General features: G+C 52.7%; 31 protein-coding genes and 2 pseudogenes. 19 read left to right on the top strand and 14 right to left on the bottom strand.

Features of this window, described 5'->3' with window-relative positions; all coding sequences use genetic code 11:
- Positions 1-76: 76 nt before the first annotated feature.
- The gene (locus NQL71_RS31375) at positions 77-1,264 is read right to left on the bottom strand and encodes an AcrVA2 family anti-CRISPR protein (RefSeq protein WP_274644730.1); all 1,188 of its coding nucleotides are present in this window, start codon (positions 1,262-1,264) and stop codon (positions 77-79) included.
- Between the two features lie 214 nt (positions 1,265-1,478).
- On the opposite strand from NQL71_RS31375, the gene NQL71_RS31370 reads away from it, so the two are divergent.
- The 7 genes from NQL71_RS31370 to NQL71_RS31340 all read left to right on the top strand — a co-directional run bounded on the left by NQL71_RS31370 (position 1,479) and on the right by NQL71_RS31340 (position 4,540).
- Positions 1,479-2,234, top strand: a complete 756-nt coding sequence (locus NQL71_RS31370; RefSeq protein WP_274644729.1) for a hypothetical protein — start codon at positions 1,479-1,481, stop codon at positions 2,232-2,234.
- A 70-nt stretch (positions 2,235-2,304) separates the two neighbouring features.
- Positions 2,305-2,700 carry a hypothetical protein gene (locus NQL71_RS31365; protein ID WP_274644728.1) on the top strand — a complete coding sequence of 132 codons (396 nt, stop codon included), beginning with the start codon at positions 2,305-2,307 and terminating at the stop codon, positions 2,698-2,700.
- A 55-nt stretch (positions 2,701-2,755) separates the two neighbouring features.
- Complete coding sequence (locus NQL71_RS31360; RefSeq protein WP_274644727.1) at positions 2,756-3,193, top strand: YoqU family phage-derived protein; 438 nt, start codon at positions 2,756-2,758, stop codon at positions 3,191-3,193.
- The gene (locus tag NQL71_RS31355; RefSeq protein ID WP_274644726.1) at positions 3,186-3,503 is read left to right on the top strand and encodes a hypothetical protein; all 318 of its coding nucleotides are present in this window, start codon (positions 3,186-3,188) and stop codon (positions 3,501-3,503) included. Before NQL71_RS31360 ends, NQL71_RS31355 begins: the two co-directional genes overlap by 8 nt.
- A gap of 96 nt (positions 3,504-3,599) precedes the next feature.
- Entirely contained in the window at positions 3,600-3,785 is a 186-nt protein-coding gene (locus tag NQL71_RS31350) for a hypothetical protein (protein WP_274644725.1), read from the top strand.
- Between the two features lie 3 nt (positions 3,786-3,788).
- Entirely contained in the window at positions 3,789-4,118 is a 330-nt protein-coding gene (locus NQL71_RS31345) for a hypothetical protein (protein WP_274644724.1), read from the top strand.
- A complete protein-coding gene (locus NQL71_RS31340) occupies positions 4,118-4,540 on the top strand; it encodes a hypothetical protein (protein ID WP_274644723.1) in 423 nt (140 codons plus the stop codon). Before NQL71_RS31345 ends, NQL71_RS31340 begins: the two co-directional genes overlap by 1 nt.
- 79 nt (positions 4,541-4,619) lie before the next feature.
- Here NQL71_RS31340 and NQL71_RS31335 read toward each other — a convergent pair whose 3' ends face one another.
- The 3 genes from NQL71_RS31335 to NQL71_RS31325 all read right to left on the bottom strand — a co-directional run bounded on the left by NQL71_RS31335 (position 4,620) and on the right by NQL71_RS31325 (position 5,889).
- Complete coding sequence (locus tag NQL71_RS31335; RefSeq protein ID WP_274644722.1) at positions 4,620-5,111, bottom strand: hypothetical protein; 492 nt, start codon at positions 5,109-5,111, stop codon at positions 4,620-4,622.
- Between the two features lie 60 nt (positions 5,112-5,171).
- Positions 5,172-5,480: a hypothetical protein gene (locus NQL71_RS31330; RefSeq protein ID WP_274644721.1), complete on the bottom strand. Its 309-nt coding sequence runs from the start codon at positions 5,478-5,480 to the stop codon at positions 5,172-5,174.
- A gap of 124 nt (positions 5,481-5,604) precedes the next feature.
- Entirely contained in the window at positions 5,605-5,889 is a 285-nt protein-coding gene (locus tag NQL71_RS31325; protein ID WP_274644720.1) for a hypothetical protein, read from the bottom strand.
- Positions 5,890-6,236: 347 nt separating this feature from the next.
- Here NQL71_RS31325 and NQL71_RS36945 point away from each other — a divergent pair.
- Positions 6,237-6,647: pseudogene (locus tag NQL71_RS36945) on the top strand (methyl-accepting chemotaxis protein); the annotation flags it as partial.
- On the top strand, positions 6,648-7,790 hold the full coding sequence (locus NQL71_RS31320) for a methyl-accepting chemotaxis protein (RefSeq protein ID WP_425520715.1): 1,143 nt from the start codon (positions 6,648-6,650) through the stop codon (positions 7,788-7,790).
- A gap of 33 nt (positions 7,791-7,823) precedes the next feature.
- Here the strand turns inward: NQL71_RS31320 and NQL71_RS31315 are convergent, their stop codons facing one another.
- Complete coding sequence (locus tag NQL71_RS31315) at positions 7,824-8,204, bottom strand: hypothetical protein (RefSeq protein ID WP_274644718.1); 381 nt, start codon at positions 8,202-8,204, stop codon at positions 7,824-7,826.
- A 147-nt stretch (positions 8,205-8,351) separates the two neighbouring features.
- Positions 8,352-8,621, bottom strand: coding sequence for a hypothetical protein (locus NQL71_RS31310; RefSeq protein WP_274644717.1), 270 nt, complete (start codon positions 8,619-8,621; stop codon positions 8,352-8,354).
- A 169-nt stretch (positions 8,622-8,790) separates the two neighbouring features.
- Here NQL71_RS31310 and NQL71_RS31305 point away from each other — a divergent pair, with 169 nt between their 5' ends.
- Both NQL71_RS31305 and NQL71_RS31300 read left to right on the top strand, forming a co-directional pair.
- Positions 8,791-9,009: a type II toxin -antitoxin system TacA 1-like antitoxin gene (locus NQL71_RS31305; RefSeq protein ID WP_274644716.1), complete on the top strand. Its 219-nt coding sequence runs from the start codon at positions 8,791-8,793 to the stop codon at positions 9,007-9,009.
- A gap of 228 nt (positions 9,010-9,237) precedes the next feature.
- Positions 9,238-10,056, top strand: a complete 819-nt coding sequence (locus NQL71_RS31300) for a WaaZ-like lipopolysaccharide core biosynthesis protein (protein WP_274644715.1) — start codon at positions 9,238-9,240, stop codon at positions 10,054-10,056.
- A 98-nt stretch (positions 10,057-10,154) separates the two neighbouring features.
- Here NQL71_RS31300 and NQL71_RS31295 read toward each other — a convergent pair whose 3' ends face one another.
- On the bottom strand, positions 10,155-11,846 hold the full coding sequence (locus NQL71_RS31295; protein WP_274644714.1) for a Shedu anti-phage system protein SduA domain-containing protein: 1,692 nt from the start codon (positions 11,844-11,846) through the stop codon (positions 10,155-10,157).
- A 122-nt stretch (positions 11,847-11,968) separates the two neighbouring features.
- On the opposite strand from NQL71_RS31295, the gene NQL71_RS31290 reads away from it, so the two are divergent.
- Entirely contained in the window at positions 11,969-12,358 is a 390-nt protein-coding gene (locus tag NQL71_RS31290; protein WP_274644713.1) for a hypothetical protein, read from the top strand.
- 26 nt (positions 12,359-12,384) lie between these two features.
- Here the strand turns inward: NQL71_RS31290 and NQL71_RS31285 are convergent, their stop codons facing one another.
- Entirely contained in the window at positions 12,385-12,660 is a 276-nt protein-coding gene (locus tag NQL71_RS31285; RefSeq protein ID WP_274644712.1) for a hypothetical protein, read from the bottom strand.
- A gap of 179 nt (positions 12,661-12,839) precedes the next feature.
- On the opposite strand from NQL71_RS31285, the gene NQL71_RS31280 reads away from it, so the two are divergent.
- From NQL71_RS31280 to NQL71_RS31265, 4 genes are all read left to right on the top strand, one after another.
- A complete protein-coding gene (locus NQL71_RS31280; RefSeq protein ID WP_274644711.1) occupies positions 12,840-13,454 on the top strand; it encodes an HAD family hydrolase in 615 nt (204 codons plus the stop codon).
- A gap of 10 nt (positions 13,455-13,464) precedes the next feature.
- Entirely contained in the window at positions 13,465-14,238 is a 774-nt protein-coding gene (locus NQL71_RS31275; protein WP_274644710.1) for a metallophosphoesterase, read from the top strand.
- A gap of 239 nt (positions 14,239-14,477) precedes the next feature.
- Positions 14,478-15,746 (top strand): hypothetical protein, encoded by a 1,269-nt coding sequence (locus NQL71_RS31270; protein WP_274644709.1) that lies wholly within the window; start codon positions 14,478-14,480, stop codon positions 15,744-15,746.
- Positions 15,747-15,810: 64 nt separating this feature from the next.
- Positions 15,811-16,611: a hypothetical protein gene (locus tag NQL71_RS31265; protein WP_274644708.1), complete on the top strand. Its 801-nt coding sequence runs from the start codon at positions 15,811-15,813 to the stop codon at positions 16,609-16,611.
- A gap of 41 nt (positions 16,612-16,652) precedes the next feature.
- Here NQL71_RS31265 and NQL71_RS31260 read toward each other — a convergent pair whose 3' ends face one another.
- The gene (locus NQL71_RS31260) at positions 16,653-17,366 is read right to left on the bottom strand and encodes a metallophosphoesterase family protein (protein WP_274644707.1); all 714 of its coding nucleotides are present in this window, start codon (positions 17,364-17,366) and stop codon (positions 16,653-16,655) included.
- 110 nt (positions 17,367-17,476) lie between these two features.
- Here NQL71_RS31260 and NQL71_RS31255 point away from each other — a divergent pair, with 110 nt between their 5' ends.
- From NQL71_RS31255 to NQL71_RS31245, 3 genes are all read left to right on the top strand, one after another.
- Positions 17,477-17,983, top strand: coding sequence for a 3'-5' exonuclease family protein (locus NQL71_RS31255; RefSeq protein WP_274644706.1), 507 nt, complete (start codon positions 17,477-17,479; stop codon positions 17,981-17,983).
- 185 nt (positions 17,984-18,168) lie between these two features.
- A complete protein-coding gene (locus NQL71_RS31250; protein ID WP_274644705.1) occupies positions 18,169-18,714 on the top strand; it encodes a M15 family metallopeptidase in 546 nt (181 codons plus the stop codon).
- A gap of 87 nt (positions 18,715-18,801) precedes the next feature.
- A complete protein-coding gene (locus tag NQL71_RS31245; RefSeq protein WP_274644704.1) occupies positions 18,802-19,242 on the top strand; it encodes a hypothetical protein in 441 nt (146 codons plus the stop codon).
- 82 nt (positions 19,243-19,324) lie between these two features.
- On the opposite strand, the gene rnhA is transcribed toward NQL71_RS31245, so the two are convergent.
- The 5 genes and pseudogenes from rnhA to NQL71_RS31220 form a co-directional block, all read right to left on the bottom strand.
- Positions 19,325-19,807 (bottom strand): ribonuclease HI, encoded by a 483-nt coding sequence (gene rnhA, locus NQL71_RS36940; RefSeq protein WP_274645079.1) that lies wholly within the window; start codon positions 19,805-19,807, stop codon positions 19,325-19,327.
- A gap of 195 nt (positions 19,808-20,002) precedes the next feature.
- Positions 20,003-20,308, bottom strand: a pseudogene (locus tag NQL71_RS36935) (RNase H family protein); the annotation flags it as partial.
- Positions 20,309-20,715: 407 nt separating this feature from the next.
- On the bottom strand, positions 20,716-21,762 hold the full coding sequence (locus NQL71_RS31230; RefSeq protein ID WP_274644703.1) for a hypothetical protein: 1,047 nt from the start codon (positions 21,760-21,762) through the stop codon (positions 20,716-20,718).
- Entirely contained in the window at positions 21,763-22,314 is a 552-nt protein-coding gene (locus tag NQL71_RS31225) for a hypothetical protein (protein WP_274644702.1), read from the bottom strand. It lies immediately after the preceding gene.
- A gap of 115 nt (positions 22,315-22,429) precedes the next feature.
- Positions 22,430-24,187: a 3'-5' exonuclease gene (locus NQL71_RS31220; RefSeq protein ID WP_274644701.1), complete on the bottom strand. Its 1,758-nt coding sequence runs from the start codon at positions 24,185-24,187 to the stop codon at positions 22,430-22,432.
- Positions 24,188-24,335 lie beyond the last annotated feature (148 nt).

The following is a 24,335-nucleotide window of genomic DNA, read 5'->3' as shown; positions in this document are numbered from 1 at the left end:
GAAGAGGGCGCAAGTCGTCAATTCTTTGTGAATGTGATGCTTCCTTCGCCCTCAACTGATTCAGATGGTCAAGACTTCACCGGATCTCGTATTCCCGCTCCGGTCTGACCTTCAGTTGATCTTCATTGATGATCGATTCCTTGATCTTCGTGAGTTCTGGCACCTTGGCCTGGCCAGAGCCGTTCCAGCGGATGGCAAAGTAGCTGCTTCGGTAGTGCGTTGCCTTGCGACCTTTGATCTTTTCCCCTGGCGCCAGTCGATCAGCCAGAGGGATGTAGGTCATCGGGCCGACCACGATGCGGTCATAGACGCGATTGAGCATCCGTTGCAGCTTGGGTTTCTTTTTGTCCCCAACCGCCAGTATGCGCTCCTCGAGCTCCTTGGCTGGTGTCTGATGTACCTGCGCCTTGCGCTCGACATGCATATAGAACAGGATTTTGGTCAGCTTGCTGAAGTTCGTGCGTAGGGACTCTTTGAAGGCCTCAACGTTTTCGGCGCCGACCGACTCCATCCCGAGCGGATCAGAAGCGGCAAATTGGATCGACCGCTCCAGTAACTCGGCGATGGGCTCAAGCTCATCCTGAACGTAGATCTGGATGTAGGACATCCGGTCGCCCAGCACCAGGGGAGCGCCTTGTATCGCCTTATCGGCAGAGTTGATCGGGGAGTAGGTGAACGCCACATCGATAACCCGCACCGGCTTGTGCGGATCGAGCTCGAGGATTTCCCTCTGGTGTTGGGGCATTGGTGGCGGGGTGTCTAGCACCTGCTCCTGGAAAAACACACCCTCCACCAGATCGGCTGGCTCCGTTTTGCTCATCGCAAGGACACGGCGGTCTTCAGCTGGATCGAATTCAAGATAGGAGGTGCGGAAGGGGCCGGTGAAGAATTTGGCAGGGATGTTGCCCTTCAGGCCTGTTTCTTTGAGCATCCCCTTGAGGCCAGGCGCTACCGTAAAAATGGGTGCGTTGGTGTACTCGTGCCGGGCACGGATCTGCATCATTCGAAGCGTCGAGAATGAAGTCCCTTGCTGCTTGAAGTAGTCGGACAGATCCTGGCATTCATTCAAGCTACGCAGCATGCTAGTGGTGCATGACTCACGCTTAGCGTGCTCCTTGAAGAAATCGATGGCCGGGCCCATGACTTCCTCATTCAGAAGCCGCAAAGGAGTAATTTTGAAGCGACGCGGCAGCGGCAGGACGGCAGCCTCTGGGCCGATCTGGACAATTTGACTGACCAGTGCTCTCAGACGATCTTGATTCAAGTTTCGCACACCCTTGTGAAAAGTATCATTGAGCCATCATATCATGTGCAGCGAATCAGCAGCAGAAAAAATGCAATATATGGCTATTGTTTATTTGGTTCCCTTGAGTTGATATCTCCACCTTCGATCCTTGAACAAGGTTGGTTTGATTGCGCTCACGGATTTATGGTACTAATATGCCATTAATGCCACTTAGCTTACCAAGGATGAATAAATGACCAGCCGCTTGCAGCATGAACTCCCGAAGCTCCACGAAACTAACGAAGTGCTCTCGTGGATTCGCCAGGTCTCCGGAGCTGACTTGGTATTTCCAGGGCACCCGGTTGTCATCGCCTGCTCGATCATGGCGCTATATTCTGACATTGCTCAGGTCACAGCTCCAGCAACCGAGGTCGGCTCAGCCGAGGCGATGGCCGACGGACGTGTTCCTGGCGCAGGTGATTGTGTCCGAGCCGCGCTGCATGCCCTCACCAGCGGCGCTTCCGTCGGAGAGATGTTGGAGACGATGCGTCGGTACTGGTCGAGAAGCCAGGCAGGCGGACACATGGGCAATGTAGATCCTGGTATCGCCCAGGCCTTGAAGCTCGAGCCTTACTTTCGTGAAAACGTTGAGAACTGGTTGGGCCGCGTCACCACGCCACTTCCGACCGCTGCGCAGACCGGTGGTGTGCGAAATAGTGCTGATCAGCTCCCTGATGATCTGGAAGCTCTGGTCAACGAATTAGCCATTGCTGTTCGATCTGCCAGGTTGATGAGCGCCGATCTGGCGATTTCTGAAGTCCGCGAGCTGTGCCATCTGATCAACCTTGAGGACGAGGCGGGGAGACCGCGTGCCCTACAGACGCCGGCGATTATGCTTTACGGTGTGATCAAAGGCTTTGGTATCTGTGGATTGATCAGTAATCGGCAAATCGTCGATTTTGCGCCGCAGATCTTTACCCAGAGCAAGCCTGATCAGTACAAAAATTAGTCGGTATACCTCGTTCAGTTGTAAACCATTAGTTTACAACTGACCTTTTCAGGCGGTTAAGAGAGAGAACATGGCTGAATCACAGAACAAACACAATGCACTGAACGTCTCGAAACTCAAGGCTTCAGATGTTCCTGAATGGGACAAACGAATCAAGGTTGAATCCGAAGGTATTGTGTTTTCCGTATGGTACAAACCAAATGTACGGCTATACGTTGCCAATGCACCGTCCGGTGACCGCTATGAAGAATCGAGCCTGGCTAGCCTCAAAAGCGCGCTGAAATCCTATGCCGCCCCGGACGAACATTCGGTTGTGACCGTTGAGGGTAAGACCGTAGGTCACATCATGATCCAAGACAACGAGTTCTTTTATCGTCCGGTCGGCACCAAGGTCATCGGCGAGAAACTGTATCGTCCGCAAGACGTTCGCGAGAGCTTGATTAAGCAAGGCATGAAGCTGGACTGATTACACCGAGAGTGCGCGTCAGAGCGCGTAAATCATTAGGGATATTGAGGTCATTGTGGCGAGCAAAACAGCACAAAAACACCAGCGTGCCGAGCACGTGAATCAAGTGATCAAGATCATCGCCGACCACGGGCGCCGGTTCTTTTACAATGCAACCGCCCAAACCTATTCCAGTATGCACGTTGATAGATACGGTAAGGTCTGGTTCGTCGATCACTACACAGGTAAAGCGATCCTGACCACAGAGACCGCCTGGGGTGGGCGCTGGAAGGGATTCTCCAACGGCGGCACGTTGAAGGATTTGGTCAAAGAGTTTCGGGACTACATCCGCACCGGTGAGCCCCTGCATCCGGGTTACCTGGGCCCGGAGCGTTTTGACGACTCCAATATCTGGGGATACGACGAAGCGGAGATGAAAACCGTCCGTGAATTGGCCGGGGCTCTCCCGGTATTCAAGCAGCGTGCCCAGACAGTGAGTTCAGGACATGAATAAAACTGCAGAGTTAAGCGAAGTGCCTGATGTGGACGAGAAAACACTCCTGGGTTTCGTCCTGGTGGTCACATGTATGGCTATGGGCTTAACATTTCTAATGACGAAGAGTTTGACCATTGACGTCAAGGTGATGCTCGGGGCCATTGGTACTGTTGCATGCGGACTCGGTCTTGCCCTGATCAAATGGCGCATGGGCTATCGTGAATTTTTGCGCAGGCCAGTGCTTTGGCTTTGCATCTCTGCATTTACAGCTATCCACGGCAGTGTTACGGCGCTGATTATCGCGCTAGCGGTATCGGTCATGAGTTAGCGAGCTGCTGCGAATTGTCTGATAGCCCTGGATGTGCGACATGCTGCAGTCCAGGCTGTAATCTGCAGGATCAGTATTTTAAAGGGCACCAAGATCATGAAGATCCAACCAGACACAGAGTACCGATTCAAAAAGAGCGGGAACATGGTGCGCACGGTCGAACCCACTGACTACACCGGCAAAGGCAGTTGGGCTGTCATTCGTGTCGATACCGGCAAGGGCATGATTGTGCACGGCGATGCTTTGGTTGCAAAAGACGATCCGAACTGGAGCGAGGGTTGAGACATGGTGGAAGTGACGGCAAACCTGGATCAGATGATGGAGCTGATCAAGCGCCTCGATCCGCGTGACGGAGAAGTGGTGGCCAAAGCAATAGGGGAGATCGAACTTTCCCGCAAGCGGGCTAAAGATCTTCAGCACTATGGGAAGTGGTACCTATGGCTGCGTGATCGGATCGCATTCCGAACGAGCTGGACGGATGAAAAGCTCACGTACGTGGACATCACCGGGTCGACGTTCATCCAGGGCGATCAGCTGCAAAAGACACATGATTCGGTTGATGACTGGGTCAAGGCCGCCATTAAGGCGGAGAGCAAACTGAAGGGTAAAAAGTAATGGCCGAGAACGACAACCTGCAGGTGATCTTGTCTGGCACTCAGCTGAATGCTGAGGTGGCTGGCTTACTCAATGAGCTCACGCTTGCTACGCCGCTTGAGAGCGAAGGCTCGGCACTTGTGTGGCTTGTACCATCAGCGCTGACGCTGCGCCTGGCCGATGTGCTCCACCATTATGTGTTTCCCAGCCGGCCATTATCGGACTCGATCATTCGCATAGATCCAAAACTCCTGGCCGCCGAGATCAGGGCGTTGGCGCCAGAGTTTGAAGATGGTGAGTTGAAGGGGTATCTGTTCACTGAAAACCTGGTGACCAGAATCCACTACCTGGCCAAAGCCACGGTTCGACCAATCGGTAAATCCGACAATGAGTCTGTTGCTACAGGCGATGATCTCTTTCAAGTAATCCGCAAACGACTTTGAAATCGCGGGGATTATTCACGGCTTATGAAAAGCTGGGTACCATCGTGTTCACCAAGTCTATACCGGAGCGCAACAGATCCTAGCGATCAACGTCCGCGACATTACCCAGTGGCCGACCAAGTAAGTCAGTGACCCGCAGATGGTCGACATCATCAAGCTGGGGATCGTTCTCGTTAATGATCGCAGGGGTGTCCAGATAATTCACCTGTCCCTTATAAGCCCACGGCTCTGGAAGCGTTTCCGGCTCTGGAAGCTCGCCCCGGCGCTTTTTCGCGTAGGCCATTGCTTGACTGAACAACACACCACCTGCGACGTAAGACGTGATGCAACCAACCGTAATGAAGACCACGACGCCAACCAGGTCTAGAATCATTCGGCTTTGCATCGAGTCGGCGACGGGGTGGGGGATCCACTGGATTAACGCAGTCCCGAACGCGACGCTGAAGATCATCGAGGCGAAAAACGGGCCGTATCCGATCCAGTCCCATAGGCGACCTTTCTTCGAGTGTGCGAGTTTTGCTAGTGCCTGCAAGGAAATTGCGAGTAACAAATAGCCAATAATGGCGAGCATGGCTGTACTTCCTGGTGGGTTGCTGATTGTGGGTCAGACGTTTATGGTCGGTGGTGGGGTTCAGAAATTCTTGCCGGTGCGCGACTTCCAGTTATTCAGTGCGATGTTTGCCACCAAACCCAAGGCCACTGCTCCCAGGCAGAAAAAGCCAAGGCCTCCCCACTCCAGCAGACTATTGAGAAGAGGGCGGCCCGTGTTCGGGGTAGGGAGATAGTCCATCAAGCTCTGGCTAAACTGCAGGCCGAATCCTAAATACGCCATCGCGACGAGATAGTCTAACAAGGCCATCCAGAACGAAGTCCGCTTGATATCCGTCATTAGGAGGCCGGACACAACACACAGTACCAGTGACCCGAGAATGACCAGCATTGCGTGATGCTCCAGTGCAATTTTTGCCGAATATAGCTGATAAATTGACTATAGAACATGCCTAGGCGGCTCCAGGCATGTCAGAACGCGGCCCGACCGCTCAGGAATGACCGGAAGAAGCCGTTTAGGACTTTTTGCCACAACGGCGGATCCACTCTGCCAACATCGCGCCAATGAGCCCAGGCGCTACAGTAAGTACCAGAATCAGGATGAGTGGGATGTTGTCAGGCATTTGGCCCATGAAATTCACCGTGATCAACACGCCCAACGTTAAGCCGAAAGCGGCTGACATAACGCTAAAAACAAAATTCCAGACACGCGAAAACAACCGATTACCTATTGGATAGCCAGATAATGCACCTGCGTAAACAGCAATAAAAAGCATCATAGCCCACATGACGTAGTTCATGATTCCAACCCCTTTTGCCTGTGCATCCAATGCTCCCATCATACCAAGTGTGCCAAGCACTCTGCGCAAATAAGTGGACACCTGTCGATAGCTGGCCGGCCATGTCGTAGCGACTGTTGTCGGGTTTTCCCCAGCGATTGGCGTGTACACGGGCCTTGAGATGTCAAACACGCCGCAATCCAGCGCCACAGGTCGAATACCCCTGAAAATCTTGAATGCACCTTAAATATCTGGGCGGAGCAGTCGATTGCTTTTAGACAAGAGACGTCCAAAAAGAGGGTTCCACTTTGTCGATAAAGCTCAGGTTGCTCCTGTTGATTGGTACCAGTTTGCTCGCCGCGCTGATCGTGAGCCTGGTCAGCTACGTAGGGAACACGCAAATGGCAGAGGCGGTGAAGGAGAGTGAGGTCAGCATGGCAGCGCTGCGCAACCACCTCGAGGCCGACATGATGCATGACGCCCTGCGGGCCGATGTGATGTCCGCCATGCTGGTTGGGTTGGGTAAAAGCGCCAGCAGCAAAGGTGATGTGAGCAGCTCAATCGAGGAGCATGCCAAGCATTTTCGGGACGTCTTGGGGGATAACTTCAAGTTGCCGGTGAACGACACCATCAGGGCCGGTCTGAACAAGGTTAAGCCAAGCCTCGATACCTACATCGGCGCCGCCGAGCGCATCGTTGGCCTAGCGCTGGAGAATCCTGAGGCTGCGCAGAAAGACCTGGGCTCGTTCAATGCCGCCTTCAGCCAACTGGAAGAACAGATGGCCAGCCTCAGCTCGTTGATCGAATCCGACACGCAACAGACCAGCCAGGGCACCCAGCAAGCGATCCAGGGTGCCAACTTGACCCTGGGTCTAGTGCTTACCGTCACTCTGGTGTTGCTGCTCATACAGGGGCGCTGGGTGATCTCCAGCATCATGGTTCCGCTGCAGATCGCCACCCGGATTGCCAACAGTATTGCCATGGGTAACTTGAGTGAGGCGATTGTTGAGCCAACGCAGAAGGATGAGGCTAGTACCCTGATTCGCAACCTAGCGACGATGCAGCGAGACCTGCGTGGAATGATCGAAGTGGTACGCAGCAACGCCCACGGCGTGAGCGGAATGAGTGAACAGTTGAGCAGCGGTTGCCATCAGGTCTCTGACAGCAGTCAGCAGCAAAGCGCCGCCGCCAGCACCATGGCCGCTGCTGCCAGCGAAATGACCGCCAGCATTGAGGAAATCACCCGGCATGCAGAGCGCGCACTGAATATGGCCCACCAAGCTGAAACACTGGCAAAGGACGGCGGCAGAGTCATTCACCAAGTGGTGAACGATATGGATGGCATTGCGCAGTCGTCCCAACAGTCAGCACAAGTCATCCGCACGCTGGACAAGGAGTCTGAAGGAATTTTCAACATCATCCAAGTGATCAAGGGCATTGCTGACCAGACCAACCTACTGGCGCTCAACGCCGCCATCGAGGCCGCCCGTGCCGGCGAACAAGGTCGCGGCTTTGCCGTAGTCGCGGATGAGGTGCGCAGCCTGGCCGGGCGCACCAGCGCATCGACTCAAGAAATCTCCAATATGGTCTCACGCATTCAGCAAAGCACCCGCGAGGCGGTGACCAGCATCGAAGCCGGTGTAGTGCAGGTGGACAAAGGCATGGCTGTTACTACCGATGTTGAGCGGGCGATCCGTGAAATCCTCGAGGCGACGCTGAGCACCACACAGCTGGTGAATGACATCAGCCGCACCATCGGCGAACAAAGCCTGGCCAGCAACGAAATTGCGCACCAGGTGACCATGATCGCCAACATGTCGGAAGGGAACAGCAAGGTGATTGGCCAGACGGCCTCAACGACCGATGAACTATCTACGCTGGCCGGCAAGTTGTCGCAATCGGTCGACCGCTTCCGCCTCTAACATTTATTCCAATTTGTTTACAGGGGTGTCGCGTTAGTGGCTTCCCTGTATTAAAAGCCAGCTTGCCACATTGTGAGTTACCTCATACTTGGGCTCTCCAGGAAACAGCCTCGAGCCTGGAGCAATTACGGCAATCAAAGCGGGTGGCATATTTTCAGTCACATAGACTGGAAGTCCCCTGATGTAGCCGATTTTAACACCCGGCTCTGATGTCGCTTGAAACAAACCTGATTGTTTCACCTCGTCCACAGCGGCAGCGCCTACCAGAAAAAACTCTGGCTGTACCCCTTCGCGGTGCTCTAGAAGGCTGTCTATTATTGTGTTGGCTTCTGAACCAAAGTCGCGCCATCCCCAACGAATGGTATTCCAACAGGATTTTGCGCTTATTTCTTCAGCGATTTTCTCGTGGTGCATAGATTTATCCAGCCAGCGGCAAGGCTATCGAAGGGTCTCCATACTACAGGGCTTTTTCTGAAGTGCAATTAATGCCACAGCTATGTACCGCTGGAACAATCCTGAACACAAAAAACCCGCCGAGGCGGGCTTTTTGATTGGTGCCACTCAGGCAGCGGCGCTTGGAGTTCCCTGCTTAACGGGCGGCTTGATCACCTGTTCAGACATCAGGAATACGCCACGGCGAAACGCGGCGCCGGTGAAGAACGTTGCCACGGAGCTGAACGCCACCAGGATGGTGCAGGGCAGGAACGTGTGGGATTCGGCGCCCCAGACATCGAAGTTCAGAAGGAACGAGCCGAAGGCCACGAGGATGGCCAGACCAAGGGCCATCAAACCGGTGCCGAAACGCTTGCTGTATTCGCGATTGTAATTCATGAGAAAACCTCACTTGATTGCTACCTGAAGCAAGATTAGCGGTGAGCTTTGGCGAATGAAATACTCAACTCATTGAAAATACACTGACTTTTCCGTCAAAATAACCCCAGGCCTAGCGCCATCGGGTAGACAATTGATGGCTATTATTTGAGATTTATTAATGCGACCCGTGACCAAGCAAGTACCGATCAACATGCGTGTCGCAGCGGACAGGGTACGTCTGATTGACATTGCAGCTGCAATGGAAGGTGTTAATCGTACGGCGTTTATCACCGACGCCGCGACTGCCAGGGCTGAGGCACTGATCTTGAATGGCCCCGATGAGGCCGCCCGGATCGAGAAGGCTCAAGCCTTCGAGGATGCACTGGACTCATATTCCCTGCGCTGAACCTCGGCCTGAATTAAACGGCCAATCACCGTCGACATTGCGCTACTGCTGGCCATGATCTCTGCAGCACGGCTTGGGGGCCATACCGAGCCCAGTTGGTTGTCCGATAAACCAGTTCAAGCCTTTGATTAAATGGTCTTTGCGTGAGAAAATGACGAACACGTGTAAAAAAATTATCTGAACATTGACCGAAGATCTAATCGCCCGGACGCGAGGAAAAGCAAGACTATGAGCAAGGCACCCAAAACGAATGAAGCCATCAGCTTTGACCACTGCAAAGGTATCGGTAACGGGTCAGTGTTCATCGTCGCTTCCGGCAGCTCAGCAAAAGACTTCTCCTTCAAGAAATATGCTCAGTATCCGATGATCACCATGAACGGTGGCATTGCCATGTTCAAAGACACCGGCGTCCGTCCATTCTTCTACACATGCTCGGATAAAAGCTTCTATTCGCAGCAACCAGAGCTTTTTAACGAGGCTCTGCGCTTGAGTCAGCGAGTCGCGCTATGGCCAGATGTGATTGACAGCTTCCAGGGGCAGCTACCTAACGAAACCTACGCCCTGAAAAAGGCCACAAAAAAATCAATGATGGAGTGGCTTGTACCTAACCGTGATCTGATTCGCGGGGCGTCGCGAAAAGGCTTCCAAGTGCGCCCTATAGGTTTCAGCAAGGATCTCAGCCAAGGTTATTTCGACGCTCGAACGGTGGCCTACATCGCCCTGCAGATCGCCTACCACACTGGATTTGAACAGGTATTTATGGTCGGTTTCGACATGAACGAGTCAGTCGGTCGTTTCTATGAGGGAGGATTGGACTACAAGTCGCCTTGCGGGCTTGATAGCCATTTTGAAACGCGGATACTCCCCTCTCTGAAGCTCATGTCCAAGCGAGTAGTGAACGACTCGTTCAAAGTCTATAACCTCTCGCCCATCTCACGCATTCAGTCGGACGTGATCCCCTACGTCTCTGAGGACATGCTGGACGGGCTGCTGAAAAAATCAACAAAAACCCAAGTCACAACGCAACCGGAGTTGGCTTCCTGCTAGGGGTCAGATCATCAAAAAGCAATGGAGATAGAGTGAGGAATCCAGGTAGCCACGAACGGGGCAGTCGTACTTCCGCCCAAAGGCGGCTGGGCCTTGCCTTACAAAATGGCCACCAGCCTATGAGGATCCCCCAGTTCTTTCCCTCGGCTGGATAGTTTATAGACATTCGCGGTGCAGACGTCTGCGAGAGCAACGTAACCATTTTCGGGAAACTTCTCGAGTACGCGGTCGATGAATGCCCGGCTGAAAACATTTGGCTCAATTTTCAGGTGAGCTCTCGCCGATGGGTTAACCCTGATCAAGCCAGCCCTCAGGAGATAGCGCCAACCCGGATGGCTATCGAGCATTTTCTCGGCACGGCTCACCTCATACCATCGAATTATTTGAAAATGATCCAGAACCAAGTCTTTCAGTAACATCGCCCATTGCCACGGAAGTGAAGTGACGGCCAGCATCCATTCATGTATCTGCGCTGCAAACTCAGGCTCAAGCTTTTGATCGATTTCAAGGATGTTGAGTACTGACTGGCCAATGGAGTCACGCCATTTCGCCAGACATATGGATAGCTCAGCATCCAGGTGCGGTCGGTAGGGTCTGCGGGCCTGTAGCGCCAGCTTCATCGGATGGTCAGAAAACAATGAACATGGCGGGTAGGTAGCGTTCGAGGCCTCGTGGTGTTTTGGACACAACAAAGGGGTGTAGTCAGTATTCCACAGCTGGCTCACATCTGAAGCCTTCTCGAACATGTTGTAGATACGTCCAAGATTCCCGTGTACCTCACCATCTTGGACGATTCGCTCGGCGCACTCGGGATGCTCGCATTTCCCATTTGCTCGATAGAAAATCTCTCTCATTGACTCAGGATGCCTACTGTAATCGCGGAGTCTGAGGTTGTAGATCTTCCAACCTAAAGCGCCGGTGGTAATGCCGTAAGGGTCGTTGTCTTCAAGACGATCAAACCCAATGTAAGGGCCTTTCCTGAGAATGATGTCTGGACTATCGAGCTTGAATGCGCTGATGCCGTGGGGGCCGGACTTCAGCATGTTTTTGTGCAATGGATGCCTCTTAACCTGTTCGACCATCATCGGGTAGGTCATGAACAGAATGCCTTCTTTGAGGTAAAGCTCGTCTACCATCTTTTGCTGCAGATCTGACTCAATCGTTTCTGAGCCGACGATAAGCACATAACCCATTTCGATCTGGGTGTTTTTGCTGACCGAGCCATCAGCTGCAAAAAGCTCAATAGGGTAATACTCGAATAAACGCTTAAGATTGAGCAGGAGGGCTTCTCGCTGCGCTTTTGGCTCCATGAGCGTGATCCACTCACGCACCTGGGTCAATCCAGTATTGACTCCTGACATGAACGAGCTACCGCTGAATACACCATGCGCGGGTTTCTCGATTTCAACCAACGTGAAGCGTATCACTCGGTTATGCACGGTTATATAAAGGAAATCCGGCACCAACCCACATGGCAGGCGGTGCTTGCTTACAACCGTATTCAAGTACAGTCCGCCTGAGTACAACTCAGGGGTGTGCAGCAGAATGGGGTTGTCTCGGATTATCTCGTGGATCTCTTGTTCCTTCTCAGATTTTGCAATCGATCCAGACTGCCCCTGGCGTTTGCGATGCCGGTTTGCATAGGCTTTCCCTTGCGCCTTGATCGGGTTTTTCGATTCTGGCGCCGATGACGACTGAAGCTGAAGCTTTATCTTCTCTGTCAGAGATGGCCTGGTTAACTGCTGTACGATTTTCTTCAGGGCGTTTGTGTCGATTGTCTGTCCACTCATGGTCTGACGTCCGTGCGCTGGTTAGTCTGTTCAATTTATATCAGATGGCATAGTATTGTGCTATCAAATGGATATTTCACAATACGACCAATTTACAAAACCGAGAGCCGGAGTAAGCCTCAATGCAGTGGCACATTATCCATTCAGTGACCCTGGAAAAACCTGTCATGGGCGACCCGTGCAATGGCTGTGGTGTCTGCTGCATAGCGAAAGTCTGCGAGATAGGCGTTGAATTGGGTGATGACGTGAACTGTAAAGCCTTGATGCAATCCACTGACGGCAGCTTCGAATGCGGAATGGTGGTCGACCCCTACCGGTTTATGGCGGAAGACGAGCTTGAAACCTGGAAGGCGATTGATGACATTGGCAAAGCCCACCAGGGTGAACTTGCGCTGAAGAAGCTGCATGCGGACATGCTGGGGGCGGGAAGGGGATGCGACAGCGACGATGACGCAGTGCAGGAGTACATCGAAGAGGCTCTTGCTCGAGAGAAATCGCCGCCAGGGCTTTAGCCGCCAGCAGCGATCACTTGTCAGGCTTAGCGGAAGGAAAAATCGTCAGAAGCGTCTTTCTGTTTAGCGTTGCGGACAACACTGGCCGCCTTTGCCTTCGCTTTATCTTTGGTTGTGAATTGGCCGTATTCGTCGCCATCGGCACCGCTTACAAAGTGAACACGCTTGGCCAGCTCATTATTTTCTGGGATCAAGCAGGAGTAGGCCGACACCCCGTCAGTATCAAAGTAGACGTCCTTTGGCGCATTCATCGCGCTTTGGCTGTCGATTTTTACCAGTTCGTAGCCATCTTCTGTGGTCATCGTGGTTTATCCTTCCTTCCGGCCTATCAAGTCTGTCTATTTAACCAGTAGACCATACGCGAGTAGCCGGCTCAACAAGCCGAGCGAACCTCTGGCCACCGTGCGTAAATCCCCTAATTTTGATAGGCTTGGTACTGCGGGCTCACGAGAGACCAGCCCATCTTCGGTCAGAGGTGTTCATGCGCGGTGTGATATTCGATGCTTTCGGCACCCTGGTGAAAATCCATGAGGGTAACCACCCGTATCGCCAGATCCTGAAGCTGGGTAGCCAGCAAGGACGTCGACCACAGCCCGAAGATGCCAAGACTTTGATGACAAACCCGTGGGGCCTGGCCGAAGCCGCGAAGCGCCTGGGTATCTCCGTCGTAGACAGCGACCTTGAGCACATTCAGGCTCAACTAGACGAGGAGCTTGCGCAGATTACGGCCTATCCGGATGGACTGGAAGCCGTAGATTTACTGAAAAATTCCGGGTTCAAGGTAGCGGTCTGCAGCAACCTTGCGTTACCTTACGCTGCGGCTATCGAGCGTCTCTATCCATCCCTGGATGGCTACAGCTACAGCTTTGAGGTCGGTACCGTAAAACCAGAATTCGCGATCTACCAAGATGCCTGCACCAGGATCGATGTGAAACCCTACCTGATTGACATGGTGGGTGATTCGCAACGGTGTGACCAAACCGGCCCGACTGAGTTTGGCATGCAAGGCTGGTATCTAGATCGAAAGGGAGAGTCCGCCCTCAAGGATCTGGCCAGCTTTGCTCACATGCTAATCACCAAGCAAAAGTCAGTTTAGAGGTTGTTCCATGGGTAATTGGATTCAAAAAATTCCGCTCAACACCAAAGGGCGCACCTTTGCGATCAGTGACATTCATGGCTGCTACAAGTTGCTTGAGAAGCGCTTGGCCGCTGTGGGCTTTGATAAGAAGATCGATTTAGCAGTAGCCGCTGGAGATCTGGTAGACCGGGGCCCTCATAACGAGATGGTGCTCGACTACCTGGACGAAGACTGGTTCAGGGCAATCTTAGGCAACCACGAAGCGTTCATACTCAAGCTGTACCGCGACGGTAACCCTTCGCCAGCGGCCTTGAAGGACGCCCTGGAATACAAGGATTCCGGTTTCGGATGGTGGGGTAAGACCTCGCCGGCGTTCCGTCGGGCCTTCATCGAGAAGGTTGGCAAGCTTCCCATCGCCGCAGAACTTGAAACCACGATTGGCCGGGTAGGGATCATTCACGCCGATGTGCCAAGCGGCATGCATTGGGACGCCATCGTTGACCTGATTAATGATCCTGACTTTCAGCAGCAGCGGCGGCTGCTCAGCAATCGAGAGCGGATTAAAAACAACGACTGCACACCGGTGCCTGGTGTTGAACGCGTGTACGTGGGTCATAACATCGTCAGACGTCCACGCATTCTCGGCAACGTGGTGGCAATAGACACCGGCGCTTACAAGGGAAGAACGCCTGAGTGGAAGGGTAACGGCCAGTTGAGCGTGGTGCGGGTCGATGTCTCGATGGAGGAACTGCAAAAACACATCGAAAAACTCAAGCCAGGCCAGGGACTTCTCATCCCTTAAAGCATGTAAATTGACAGTTGAATTGAAAGATTCTCTAATGGTATGATTAGTAACTCGGTCGGGCTAAGAGAGCAGCACTCCACCCCGGCGACACGGCTAATACCGTCTGCTGTGAAAGTAAAGAAGTTCAACGAACCGCCTACGGGCGGTTTTTTGTTGCCCGTAAAATGGCATTCTGATTGATCCGGAGACGACTGACCGGTCATGATGAGAAGAAAAGCGCCTGGAGAAAGAGACGAATGGAAGAACCTTTTGAGCTGAGTGAGAAGGCCCGCAAAATCCTCATCGTCCCACAAGAGCTTGTTGATCCCACTCTGCTACAGGTCTTGGCCATCATCATCGACAACGAAGGCTCGGACTGGTCGGATATCTCTGGCGTCGATGACGTGATGACCCATGTGCTTGGGCGTCACATGATGGTTAACAGCAAGTACAACTGGAACCTGGTGTCGGAATTTGTGAGGTGGAGTCAGAAGAGGCTTCCCCTGACGGCGACAATGCTATTTTCGGCGTTGGACGCTGAGTATCAGGATTACCTTGGCGACCACTTCACACTGTCGCTGGCCACGAAGTTTTCGCTCGAAGCAATCGGTGAGCCGAGTCTGAAAACGGCGGCCCGCATGCTGAACCAGCTTAGCCGGCACCTAGCGGTGAAAAAAGACGCCAAGATCACGCCGTGGCACCGGGCGTGTGAGGTGTTCGCGGCGGTAGTGGTCAAGCTGAACAAAGAATACCCCTTCATGATCGAGATGGACGCCGAGGTGAAGCGTGCCGTCAATCGATGGCTGCCTGAGCTCGAGACGTATTCCAGTCGATTCCCTCAATTCCTGGCACTGGAGAACAACCTCACTACGTGTTTCATTCATCACGAGGGGGATGCCATCCGGGTCGATGAAGGTCTGATGGGCCGGCTTAATGACAGGTTCGATGCAATGATCGCGGACACCGACAAGAAGCTGCATCTAGGGTCTAACCTGGTGGCCGTCATAGGTAACGCCAACACGCTCCTAGAAAAAGCTAACGAGGCCTCTGATGCCTACCGCTACGAATCCCATGTCCGCCGTCCTGAAAAGGCTGTTGCGCTGGTTCTAGCTACCCTGGAGGCGCCTTCCAAGTTACTCCGCCCGTCATTCTTGGCGGTCGGTAGCGCTGGGAACAGGTACATCGCGTTTAGAGACCTCACTAGAGAGTGTGCGGCGTTGCATACGAACCTTCTGAGGCTTGGTTGCAGCCCAGAACAACTCAAGGCCGGGTACACCAACCTCTTTGCGACAGCTGTGTCCGTGTTTGGCAATGTCACCTTCAAGAAAGATGTGGGTCTCGATAGACAGCATGACCTCCTGAACCAGCTGTTCCCGCATGTCGACTTTGCCGAGGTGCAGAAGAAAGCCACGCCAGGCGGTAAGTCAATATTTGCTAATTATATACGGGTCAACCACCCTGACCGGGTCAAAGATCTGACCCTCAAGCAATTGGGCCAGGTCTTCAGCCAGGATTTAGGACTCTGATTGCAGCGTTCTGCCAGCGCCTGGTAATCTAGAACAAATAACAATAAAAACAAGGGAATACCTGATGGGAAACAAGGAATCCAATCCAGCTGATAACCTGCTGGAAGACATCGTCCGTAACGCCGTCCCGATGGACAAGGTCTGGGCCACGAACAATAACAACCATCAGCCGTTGCTCGATGAAATCGTCGGCAATTCTAGTGCAATAGTCACTGCGGTTGATGAGATCCTGGCGAATGCCAAAGAAATTCCGTTCCTGCCGCAGGAGTATCAAGGCAATACGGACAAGCTCATTTACACCAGGCCTACCGAACAGGAACTGGGGATTTATCCCTCTGAGCCCGTGAGCCTGCCGCCGCTGAAGCTGGTTGAGTACAAAAACCTGTTCAATGGCAAGACCACCAACCTGGAAAACTACCTGCTCGCCGGTGGCGACATCAACGCCAAGAACAGTGACGGTCAAACGCCAATTGAAGTGGCCGTATCGGTTGGGAGCCCTCGGGATGTGCGGATAATCCTCGATACGCCTGGCTTTGACCCACGGGGTGTCGATATTTCTGAGCCAGCCAGGCTCCAGAAGCACTACGGTGATGTCCAGGACTACAGGGAGCTGGAGCCGTTGCTGGCCAAGTTCGATGGCATGAAGGTGGCCATCGAAGCCGATCCTGCACAGATCAAAGCGCGGGGAGACATCATCCCGGCTGACTTCGATCCAAGCGCCTCGGTGACCGATATCGACGCTATCCACAAACAGGTGGGTTCGGCAGGCCTGCGGTTTAACCAGGACTCCATCAGTGCCTTGATGTCATCCTACTATCCTGCTGCGGCGGTGAAAGTGCCAAGTCCAGATGAGCCGTCACTCTGACGGATTTGTGTGTTTGACACGCTTAAGAACAAGAGGCCGACCTAGTGTCGGCTTTTTTCATGCGCGGATTCGTTACGAAATACCTGTCCATTCAATCCCATGATGCCCCTGAAACCGACGCCGTAGGCTTCAAAGCCGATTCTGGGCCAAGATTTTCGGTAATCAAGGCAATCATGGTGGTGCCCATGAAAGAGCTGTTTAACGCCGAGTGAAGTGGCAAGGTCATCAATCTCTGGGTAGCCATAGGGATGACAGCTCGGCGCTTCATGGCAAACGAGAATGTCGGCTTGCTCCATCCCTAGACAGAAATAGTCATCAGGATAAATGTGTGACAGAGCATGCTGCTTTTTCGTGGTGATCACGTCGACTGGCTGCGGGTTGGCGCTTAGGCGAGCAAGGTACTCCTGATAGTTCTGGATACCGGCCTCAGGCTCTCCAGGAAGCCATACAGGCGCTTCGAATGTTCCACCTAGCCCAGCGACACGATATCCGGCAACCGTAGCTACACGGCCATGCAGATTGCGCTCAGCGAGGCTGTAACCATGTAGATTGTGCCAATAGGCGCCCTTGTCGCTGTCGTGATTGCCGTGGATGAACCACACCTCGGTGAGATCGAGTATGGGACGTAGCAGCACATCCAGTGGTAAAGGACACTCAAGATCGCCCAGGAAGATGATGGCATCTGGTTTGTGCGTTTTGACCATCGTAATGATGTAGTCGAATTTACCGTGTGGGTCGCCCAACAGCCAGATCATGCCATTCTCCATTTTGTTAGCTTTACTCACCTTATCCCGGCATATTGTAACAGCCACACCGACTTTTATCGGAAAGCAATAAAAGCCAGTAAGCACCGACAGGATTAAGAATGAAGTCTCACCCTGATCAACCTACACACTTCATCGACTTCGAGGCTTCTGGCATTGCGCCTGACAGCTACCCCATAGAAGTGGCGGTGGTGTACCCAGGCAGTGAGTTCCAGACACTCATTCAGCCGGCGCCTTACTGGGATCACTGGAGCCATGACGCGGAGGACATGCATGGGATAAGCCGTGACCAGCTGCTGCGGGAGGGCAGGCCGGCGCTTGAAGTGGCCATCGTCATGAATGAGCTGTTTGCAGGCAAAACCTTGTGCTCTGACGCACCCACAGATTGCTTCTGGCTTGAGGCTCTTTATGAGGCTGCATGGATAGGGCCCACGTTCACTGTGCGGCCCCTAGAGGCATTTGTAGGGCGTGAGGCAGCAACGGAGATCTTTGGTCGGCTGCCAGTGAGGAAAGGTCATCGGGCGCTTCCGGATGCCAAAGGACTCAGTGTGGCCGTTGACTCATACTTCTCTTTAAAAAATCCAAGGGGTAGGGCGGTAAAGCGCTAAGCCGGCTCGTTGCGCCGAAGGGACGAATCTTCGGAATAACATTGCGCTCACCGGCACCAAACAAATGTTACTTTCAACATCAGATAGCCCTCGGGCACCTATAACTGTTTTCGTAAAAGTTTTAACTAACGCCTTAATGTGCAATAATTGTGAAAGGTTAAAGTGCTCGCATTCAGGAACACTAAATGTTGTACTCGCCTGACGCTATATACATGCTTGAGAGGCTTGGTATTTCGCTGAATTTGGTTTTCAATCGAAATCTCGAAGAGTTCGCTGAGGCAACCAATCTTGAAATTGTTGAGATTGATGTCAATAGTCGGCCTCATATGTTGGCACCAGCCGCTGCACAGGCATGGCGTAACCTGCGAAGCGCCGCTCAGGCCGAAGGCATTGAGCTTTATTTGATCTCCGCTTTCAGAAGCGTCAACCGCCAGGCGGAAATATTCGAAAGAAAAATCCGCATGGGCATGAACATCGAACGAATTCTGGATTTCTCGGCGCCGCCATTCTTCAGTGAACACCATACCGGCCAAGCGGTCGACGTGGGAACACCAGGCAGAACGGATCTGGAGCAAGCTTTTGAGGAAACCGAAGCCTTTAAATGGCTAACGAAGCACGCAGGCTCGTTCGGTTTTGAAATGTCATACCCTCAAGGGAACATCAGAGGATTCGCCTATGAGCCGTGGCACTGGCGGTACGCCTCAACGGTTACGCGGATCCCTACCGAGTGACATGTTTGTCTGGCTAAGAATGGGCATGACATACTGGATAAATGACCAGAAGTTCCACCTTCGGTAGAGGTTCAAGAGAGAATTAAAATGTCAGATTATTTTGGCAAAGCTGTGTTCAAAGACGGTACAGAGGCATTTTTGGTGTACAGGACAAGTCCTGGGTGGACACTTCAGCCGCTGTTCTCATCTTTGGACGCCGCCGTTAAGTGGAAGCAGGCCGGCTGCCCAAAGTTGGAAAGAGAACAAGATCAGGCTTTTGCCAGAAGCAAGACATCTGAGGAGCCCGTGCACGTCCTGATCGACGTGGACTACCCAGGGAAACCGAGTATGTGGTTCTACACCACTGCATCGAAATCGGGCATGGTGATCACAGGCCCTAAGTCAGATCTTCAGGCAGAGGAAGCGAACGAGTCCGCTGGAGGCATCTACTCGAAAGAGTTTTTTGACGCGTGGGCTACCGAAAGCCCTGCTGAAAAAAGGCCATCGGCCAGATCGATCAGCAAACAAGATGACGGTTTCCAGCCCTAATCAGTTTCTTGCCTGAAGGTTTGACTCCAACCACTCAGCCCTATCTGTTTCCAAAAAGTGGATCTCAGTAAGGGTGAGTGATTCATGGCCCGGACGGTGATGTTTCAAGCTCCACCGCTCGGGACTGCTTCTGCTTTGACGCTAGTGAAGAGGCGCCCCTGGCCAAGGCGTCAGCACGCTCGTTGTGCTTGTGCCCGCTATGCCCCTTCACCCACTTCCAGGTGATGTGTCTTTCTGAGCTGATCTCGTCAAGGCGCTTCCACAGGTCGTCGTTCTTTACCGGCTCACCCTCGGTAGTCAACCAACCTGATTGCTTCCATTGTTTAAGCCAGTCTTCCATGCCGCGCTTTACGTACTTGGAGTCAGTGGTAACCCGGACTGGTAGGAATGGATCTACGTCCTCCAGGGCCTGTATCACCGCCAGCATTTCCATGCGATTCGACGTGGTGCGATATTCAGAGCCAGACAACTCCCTCTTTTTGGCTTCATTCACGATGACCACACCCCATCCACCTGTTCTATCCCTCAGGCAGGAACCGTCTGTGTAGATCTTGACTGGTTGTATGGTCGAGCCGTCCTCGGCCTGATAGCGACTATTGTAGTCGTCGTCCCTACGGGCTTTCAGGTCTGCCTGAAGGTCATTCATACCTTTGTTGGCTAGCTTCTTGGCCCGTCGCCCCTGGGGGCCCGGCTCCGTTTCGTTCAGGTACTGGAAGACCACCGCATGGCGCTGAAAATGCTCATCGAGCTGCTCCCATAAATCGGCATTTTTCACTGATTGTTGGTTGGTGGTTTGCCAGCCCATTCGCTTCCAGTTAGCCAACCATTCACAGCAGCCTTTGATCAGGTACTCAGAACCCGAATGCACCTCGACCCTGCAGGGCCTTGAGAGGGCACCCAGAGCGGTTATGAGGGCAGTCATTTCCGCCCGGTGCTGGGTGGTTTCTTCGTCAACGCCGGCGAGCTCTTTCTGCGCTGAGCCTTTGCTAAGTACAGCACCCCACGCGCCAGGGCCACGTTGCTTTTGGCATACGCCGGCAATATGAACTTGAACAGCCTGACTCATGACGGTGCCTTATCTTGATTCTGCTTTTCTTCATTGTTTCATGGGAGGGTTCGTAAACAACAGTGCTAAGTCGGAGCCAGGCCTGTAGCCAGGAAAGATTTGATATTCCACGGGATGACATGCGGGAATTTTAAAGCCTACACCGTGGGCAAGAAGCTTGTTTTACTTACATGTGTTGACAACACGACCATCCGTACTATTGTTCAATGTGCCGCTAGGGCTTCAAGCGGTACCTTGAAGGATGTGTAGGGCAGCGATCCGACTCCTTCTGCTAACCCCCGGCGCCACAAGGCCGGGGGTTTTTTATTTGACTTTTGGCTACCTAACCGCAGTCTCACACGAGGTTTTGAAAAAATCGGGATTGCTTCCCCACCCTAAGCTTTTGCTGAGCGGTTTTAGTACATCGGCTACCCAGCAAATCCCTTTAGGAATTCGATCATCGGCATGGTGCCTTCCATTGGGTCATAGAAACATGGTTTAGGAGTTGGGTGATTACTAACCTCATAAAATTCTGAGTCTATCAATGTATGCGAAATCCAGTGTAAAGGGATGAATGCATTTATTGAATAGCCATGAAAGCCACTATATGCACCATACATCCTGCCACTCAGGATATTCTCGACACCTTTAGCCATTTCTAAAGTCATAGCAAACATTGGCGTCTCGACAAGGGTAGGTCTGATCGCGCCTGTTATGGTTGGGTAAAACTCAAAATTAGCTCGATTCGCCCAAAACGGCTCAGTTTTGTAGAACCTGACCATCGTTCCTTCAAACTTGGCACCAGACCCTATAATCATCTTTTTCCCGTGCATGCTTTGAGACACTAACTCTTCGCCATCTGGAATTGTGATGATTACATCCGTTCCACCGTAAAATCCTCTTGTCATAGTAGACTTAAAAGACTTTGATCTATCGAGGTTTTGTGAGAGTCGGTAGCTTTCCTTATCCCCAAGTAAGAGTTCTGCATCAATGCTACTATAGGTAGCATCAACATTCTTGTTGATATTAAAGTAGTCACGAACGCCTAAGTAGCCGCTAAATAAACGCTCTAATACATCGAATGTATATAAAAACCGCGTTATTGAAACTGGATCAGGGTTTTCAATGAAGCGATACACATCAGACTCGCTTAATGTTCGTCTCTTGACGCCAACTATTTGGTTAAAACCGAAATGGTTAGAACTCATCGACTCTTCAATTTTACTGATGTAAGCCAACATCCATGAGCAATCTTTAGGATTTATGAATGGCGGGTACGAAGCAATTATTCTCCTCGCCATATCGAAAAATTCGTCAGCCGTCTTTGGCTGTAGAATTTCACTTGTAACTAGAACAGTTTTACCACCTGGGCAAATCTCTTCGTATCGTGGATTGTCGTGCGGCCTCTTTTCAATTTTGAATTCCAGCCCGCCAACAACTTCATTGAGATTCCCATCGAAATCAAAATATTCCATTCAGCCCTCACTTAGAATGTGTTCTTCAATAGGTATTTTTAGGGTGGATTCTACGAGTATGGCTTCTATTGCACGGTTACGCTGGTTGATTGGAGCATCTAGGAAGTCATCCCTTATCAAACGCCGACCAAGCCGCGCCTGAAGACACGACAGGCATAGCATTCCGTGGCGATTAGGGTGTACCTGCGACCACAGAGCATGCTGAACCATGTAGTAGTCACCGCCAGCCGTATGCTTTGAGCAATCCTGGCACGCATCCCAAGCCATGCCTGAAAACAGCGTACAGGCCTCTAGGCATAACCGAATGGCGACATGCTCAGCCTGGTCAGCGGGAAGCGCCTGGGAACCACCACGCAACTCACCACGCCAGTGTAACGAAGGGCAGCGTCCACCCATGGGAGCAGCTTTGGCGCCAGCGATGCCACAGAAAAAGTCATAAACCAACCCGGACTTGTGGCGTGCTTCGCGCTTTACCACGTCGATTTGCCAGGCGCTATGCCACCTGTAGGCGCCGTAGTCCTTCGATTCCTTCGGGTAGCTGTCTTTTGCCACGTAAGGTTACCTATGGGGTTCAATTTCTGGGTTTCGGAAAGGTTAACGCATCTGTGAATTTCTGGTGAAAGTCGAGGAACCTAAGTCCGCTGCACGGGAGTGATTGATTTCGCGCTCAACGCCAGTCCAGCGCGACCTGAGCAGCCCTGCACTGGGTGACATCCAGCTCGTACTGGGCGCGGGTCAGAGCCACATAGAAAATCCTGGCTTCCTCTTCGCTGAAGGGCATCTTGGACTTCATGCCGTCAACAGGCGGGAATGCAAAATCATCAGCAAGCTTAACTGTGGGGAACTCAAGGCCCTTGGCTTTGTGTACGGTTGAAATGGTGACATCTGCATCAGCCACTCCGACTTTTTGGACGGAATTGAGGGCGGCCAGCAACTGCTCTGCCGGCCACAGTTCGATGAGTTTCACCAAGGTGGCCAGTTCCGCACCCACTTCAGTCTTGGAATACTCCAGGAGCTCATGCCAGCTCTGAAACATCTGGAAGTCAGGTGAGCGTGGGCGCCTACCCGTCATCAGGCTAACGCATGATTCAACCTCGTTGATCAAGGTCATGACATCGCCGGCCATGTGGACTTTTTTGCCCTGATTTAAGGCGCCCATCAGCTCGGTCAGAGCGCCCCTGTTACCTCTGCAGAGGATGGCCTTCGGGTTGCGTACTTCACACAACTTCGAATCCACCATGGGCGACCCGACGATCTTAAAGGTCTTCTCCCCGAGGAAGTTCTGCAGGACAGCGTTGGCCATCTCAGCAATCGGCTGTCCGTAGCGGAACGAGCGCGTGAGGGTAGTGGTTCGATCAGTGGTGATGGTATCCATGGCGTTTATCGCGTTACGCCAGGCATAGATCTGCTGCCGGCGATCCCCGACCCAGATGACTTGACTGGGCTGGTCGCGGATGACTTTCAGAACGACACCCGCTGTATCCTGAGCCTCGTCGAGCAGGATGAAGTCGCATTCCAAAACCGGCTCTGAAAGCGCCCAGATCTTCAAGTAGACGTCTGGCCAGATCGGCAGCGTGCCGTTTACGTTTCGCAGAAGCTCCCACAGCCTGGCGGCAAATGGCCCAAGTTTTGACGCTATAGGCTGAGCCGCAAGGTACGCCTTCGCTTTGTCGGCTTCCTTGGTCAGGAGGAAGATTTGCTTCCACGGGGCTGACTTGAGATCGAGGTAGGGTTCGGCACCTTGGGTGAAATTGACCACCCACTGACGTATGAGGTTGGCTTGAGCCCATTTTGAAATTCCAGCCCAGTCCTCCAGGAACAGGGCATCGATAATCACCTTGCTGGGCAGGGTCTTTTTTTGAATCCGGTGACTGAACGGGTGGCCGGCCCCCTCGAAGGCTACGGAGTGGGTTGTCCGGCAGTCTGTGTTGCTATGGAACCGCGATGACGCGTCTTTAATGATGTCCTTGTTAAACGCCAGGTACAGCCCTTTACGTTTACCCATGTTCTGGCTGATAGCGGTTAATCCGCTGGTCTTTCCAGAGCCGGCGCCAGCTTCCACCTTCAGGCTGCAACCGGTCACGGCGTAATCAACGCCTTGCTGTTGCTCGTCTGTCAGGGGGTGCGCCCCGAGTCGATAGTTCGTGGGGTTTGACCGCAAAGGCGGGGCCTTGCACTTGTTCAGACGTTGCATGGTCGCAGGGAGCACGGCAGGGGCCGCTTCAAACGGGATCGAGGGTTGGATGCTCGTGGCGACGGCGGCCTGGGTGATTACAGGCGAGGCACCGTTATCTAACCCAAGCTGCGCCGAAAGTGACTTTCCGGTGGCCTCGAAATGAATCTTCTCAGCCCTTTGCAGCGCGTCATGAAGACGACTGTTTTCCAGGGCGAGATTTCTGATCATGTCGACGTGGTTGACGGCCATGGGTGAATCCGTTTTCCATACGGCAGAGATTCATCAAGGGTAGCTCATTTCGGAACCAAAATAACGCTGTAAAAAAGGTACAGATCAAGGCCTTGGCGAAGACAATTAAAGGCAATTGGCGACCGATTGAACGGCATCTTTCTGCATG

Origin of the sequence: Pseudomonas serbica (genome assembly GCF_028823535.1) — a bacterium.
Classification (GTDB): domain Bacteria; phylum Pseudomonadota; class Gammaproteobacteria; order Pseudomonadales; family Pseudomonadaceae; genus Aquipseudomonas; species Aquipseudomonas serbica.
Note: the sequence above shows the minus strand (reverse complement) of the source record. Positions and strands in the feature narration are given on the sequence as shown.

Bases quoted from the DNA above. Each gene is read 5' to 3' on its own strand.
- NQL71_RS31255 (WP_274644706.1), top strand. From the start codon at position 17,477: ATGAAGTCTCACCCTGATCAACCTACACACTTCATCGACTTCGAGGCT.
- NQL71_RS31270 (WP_274644709.1), top strand. From the start codon at position 14,478: ATGGAAGAACCTTTTGAGCTGAGTGAGAAGGCCCGCAAAATCCTCATC.
- NQL71_RS31340 (WP_274644723.1), top strand. From the start codon at position 4,118: ATGGCCGAGAACGACAACCTGCAGGTGATCTTGTCTGGCACTCAGCTG.
- NQL71_RS31265 (WP_274644708.1), top strand. From the start codon at position 15,811: ATGGGAAACAAGGAATCCAATCCAGCTGATAACCTGCTGGAAGACATC.
- NQL71_RS31250 (WP_274644705.1), top strand. From the start codon at position 18,169: ATGTTGTACTCGCCTGACGCTATATACATGCTTGAGAGGCTTGGTATT.
- NQL71_RS31325 (WP_274644720.1), bottom strand. From the start codon at position 5,889: ATGAACTACGTCATGTGGGCTATGATGCTTTTTATTGCTGTTTACGCA.
- NQL71_RS31310 (WP_274644717.1), bottom strand. From the start codon at position 8,621: ATGAATTACAATCGCGAATACAGCAAGCGTTTCGGCACCGGTTTGATG.
- NQL71_RS31300 (WP_274644715.1), top strand. From the start codon at position 9,238: ATGAGCAAGGCACCCAAAACGAATGAAGCCATCAGCTTTGACCACTGC.
- NQL71_RS31370 (WP_274644729.1), top strand. From the start codon at position 1,479: ATGACCAGCCGCTTGCAGCATGAACTCCCGAAGCTCCACGAAACTAAC.
- NQL71_RS31345 (WP_274644724.1), top strand. From the start codon at position 3,789: ATGGTGGAAGTGACGGCAAACCTGGATCAGATGATGGAGCTGATCAAG.
- NQL71_RS31275 (WP_274644710.1), top strand. From the start codon at position 13,465: ATGGGTAATTGGATTCAAAAAATTCCGCTCAACACCAAAGGGCGCACC.
- NQL71_RS31350 (WP_274644725.1), top strand. From the start codon at position 3,600: ATGAAGATCCAACCAGACACAGAGTACCGATTCAAAAAGAGCGGGAAC.
- NQL71_RS31355 (WP_274644726.1), top strand. From the start codon at position 3,186: ATGAATAAAACTGCAGAGTTAAGCGAAGTGCCTGATGTGGACGAGAAA.
- NQL71_RS31320 (WP_425520715.1), top strand. From the start codon at position 6,648: ATGGCCAGCCTCAGCTCGTTGATCGAATCCGACACGCAACAGACCAGC.
- NQL71_RS31365 (WP_274644728.1), top strand. From the start codon at position 2,305: ATGGCTGAATCACAGAACAAACACAATGCACTGAACGTCTCGAAACTC.
- NQL71_RS31260 (WP_274644707.1), bottom strand. From the start codon at position 17,366: ATGATCTGGCTGTTGGGCGACCCACACGGTAAATTCGACTACATCATT.
- NQL71_RS31280 (WP_274644711.1), top strand. From the start codon at position 12,840: ATGCGCGGTGTGATATTCGATGCTTTCGGCACCCTGGTGAAAATCCAT.
- NQL71_RS31245 (WP_274644704.1), top strand. From the start codon at position 18,802: ATGTCAGATTATTTTGGCAAAGCTGTGTTCAAAGACGGTACAGAGGCA.
- NQL71_RS31315 (WP_274644718.1), bottom strand. From the start codon at position 8,204: ATGCACCACGAGAAAATCGCTGAAGAAATAAGCGCAAAATCCTGTTGG.
- NQL71_RS31230 (WP_274644703.1), bottom strand. From the start codon at position 21,762: ATGGAATATTTTGATTTCGATGGGAATCTCAATGAAGTTGTTGGCGGG.
- NQL71_RS31220 (WP_274644701.1), bottom strand. From the start codon at position 24,187: ATGGCCGTCAACCACGTCGACATGATCAGAAATCTCGCCCTGGAAAAC.
- NQL71_RS31330 (WP_274644721.1), bottom strand. From the start codon at position 5,480: ATGCTGGTCATTCTCGGGTCACTGGTACTGTGTGTTGTGTCCGGCCTC.
- NQL71_RS31335 (WP_274644722.1), bottom strand. From the start codon at position 5,111: ATGCTCGCCATTATTGGCTATTTGTTACTCGCAATTTCCTTGCAGGCA.
- NQL71_RS31290 (WP_274644713.1), top strand. From the start codon at position 11,969: ATGCAGTGGCACATTATCCATTCAGTGACCCTGGAAAAACCTGTCATG.
- NQL71_RS31295 (WP_274644714.1), bottom strand. From the start codon at position 11,846: ATGAGTGGACAGACAATCGACACAAACGCCCTGAAGAAAATCGTACAG.
- NQL71_RS31285 (WP_274644712.1), bottom strand. From the start codon at position 12,660: ATGACCACAGAAGATGGCTACGAACTGGTAAAAATCGACAGCCAAAGC.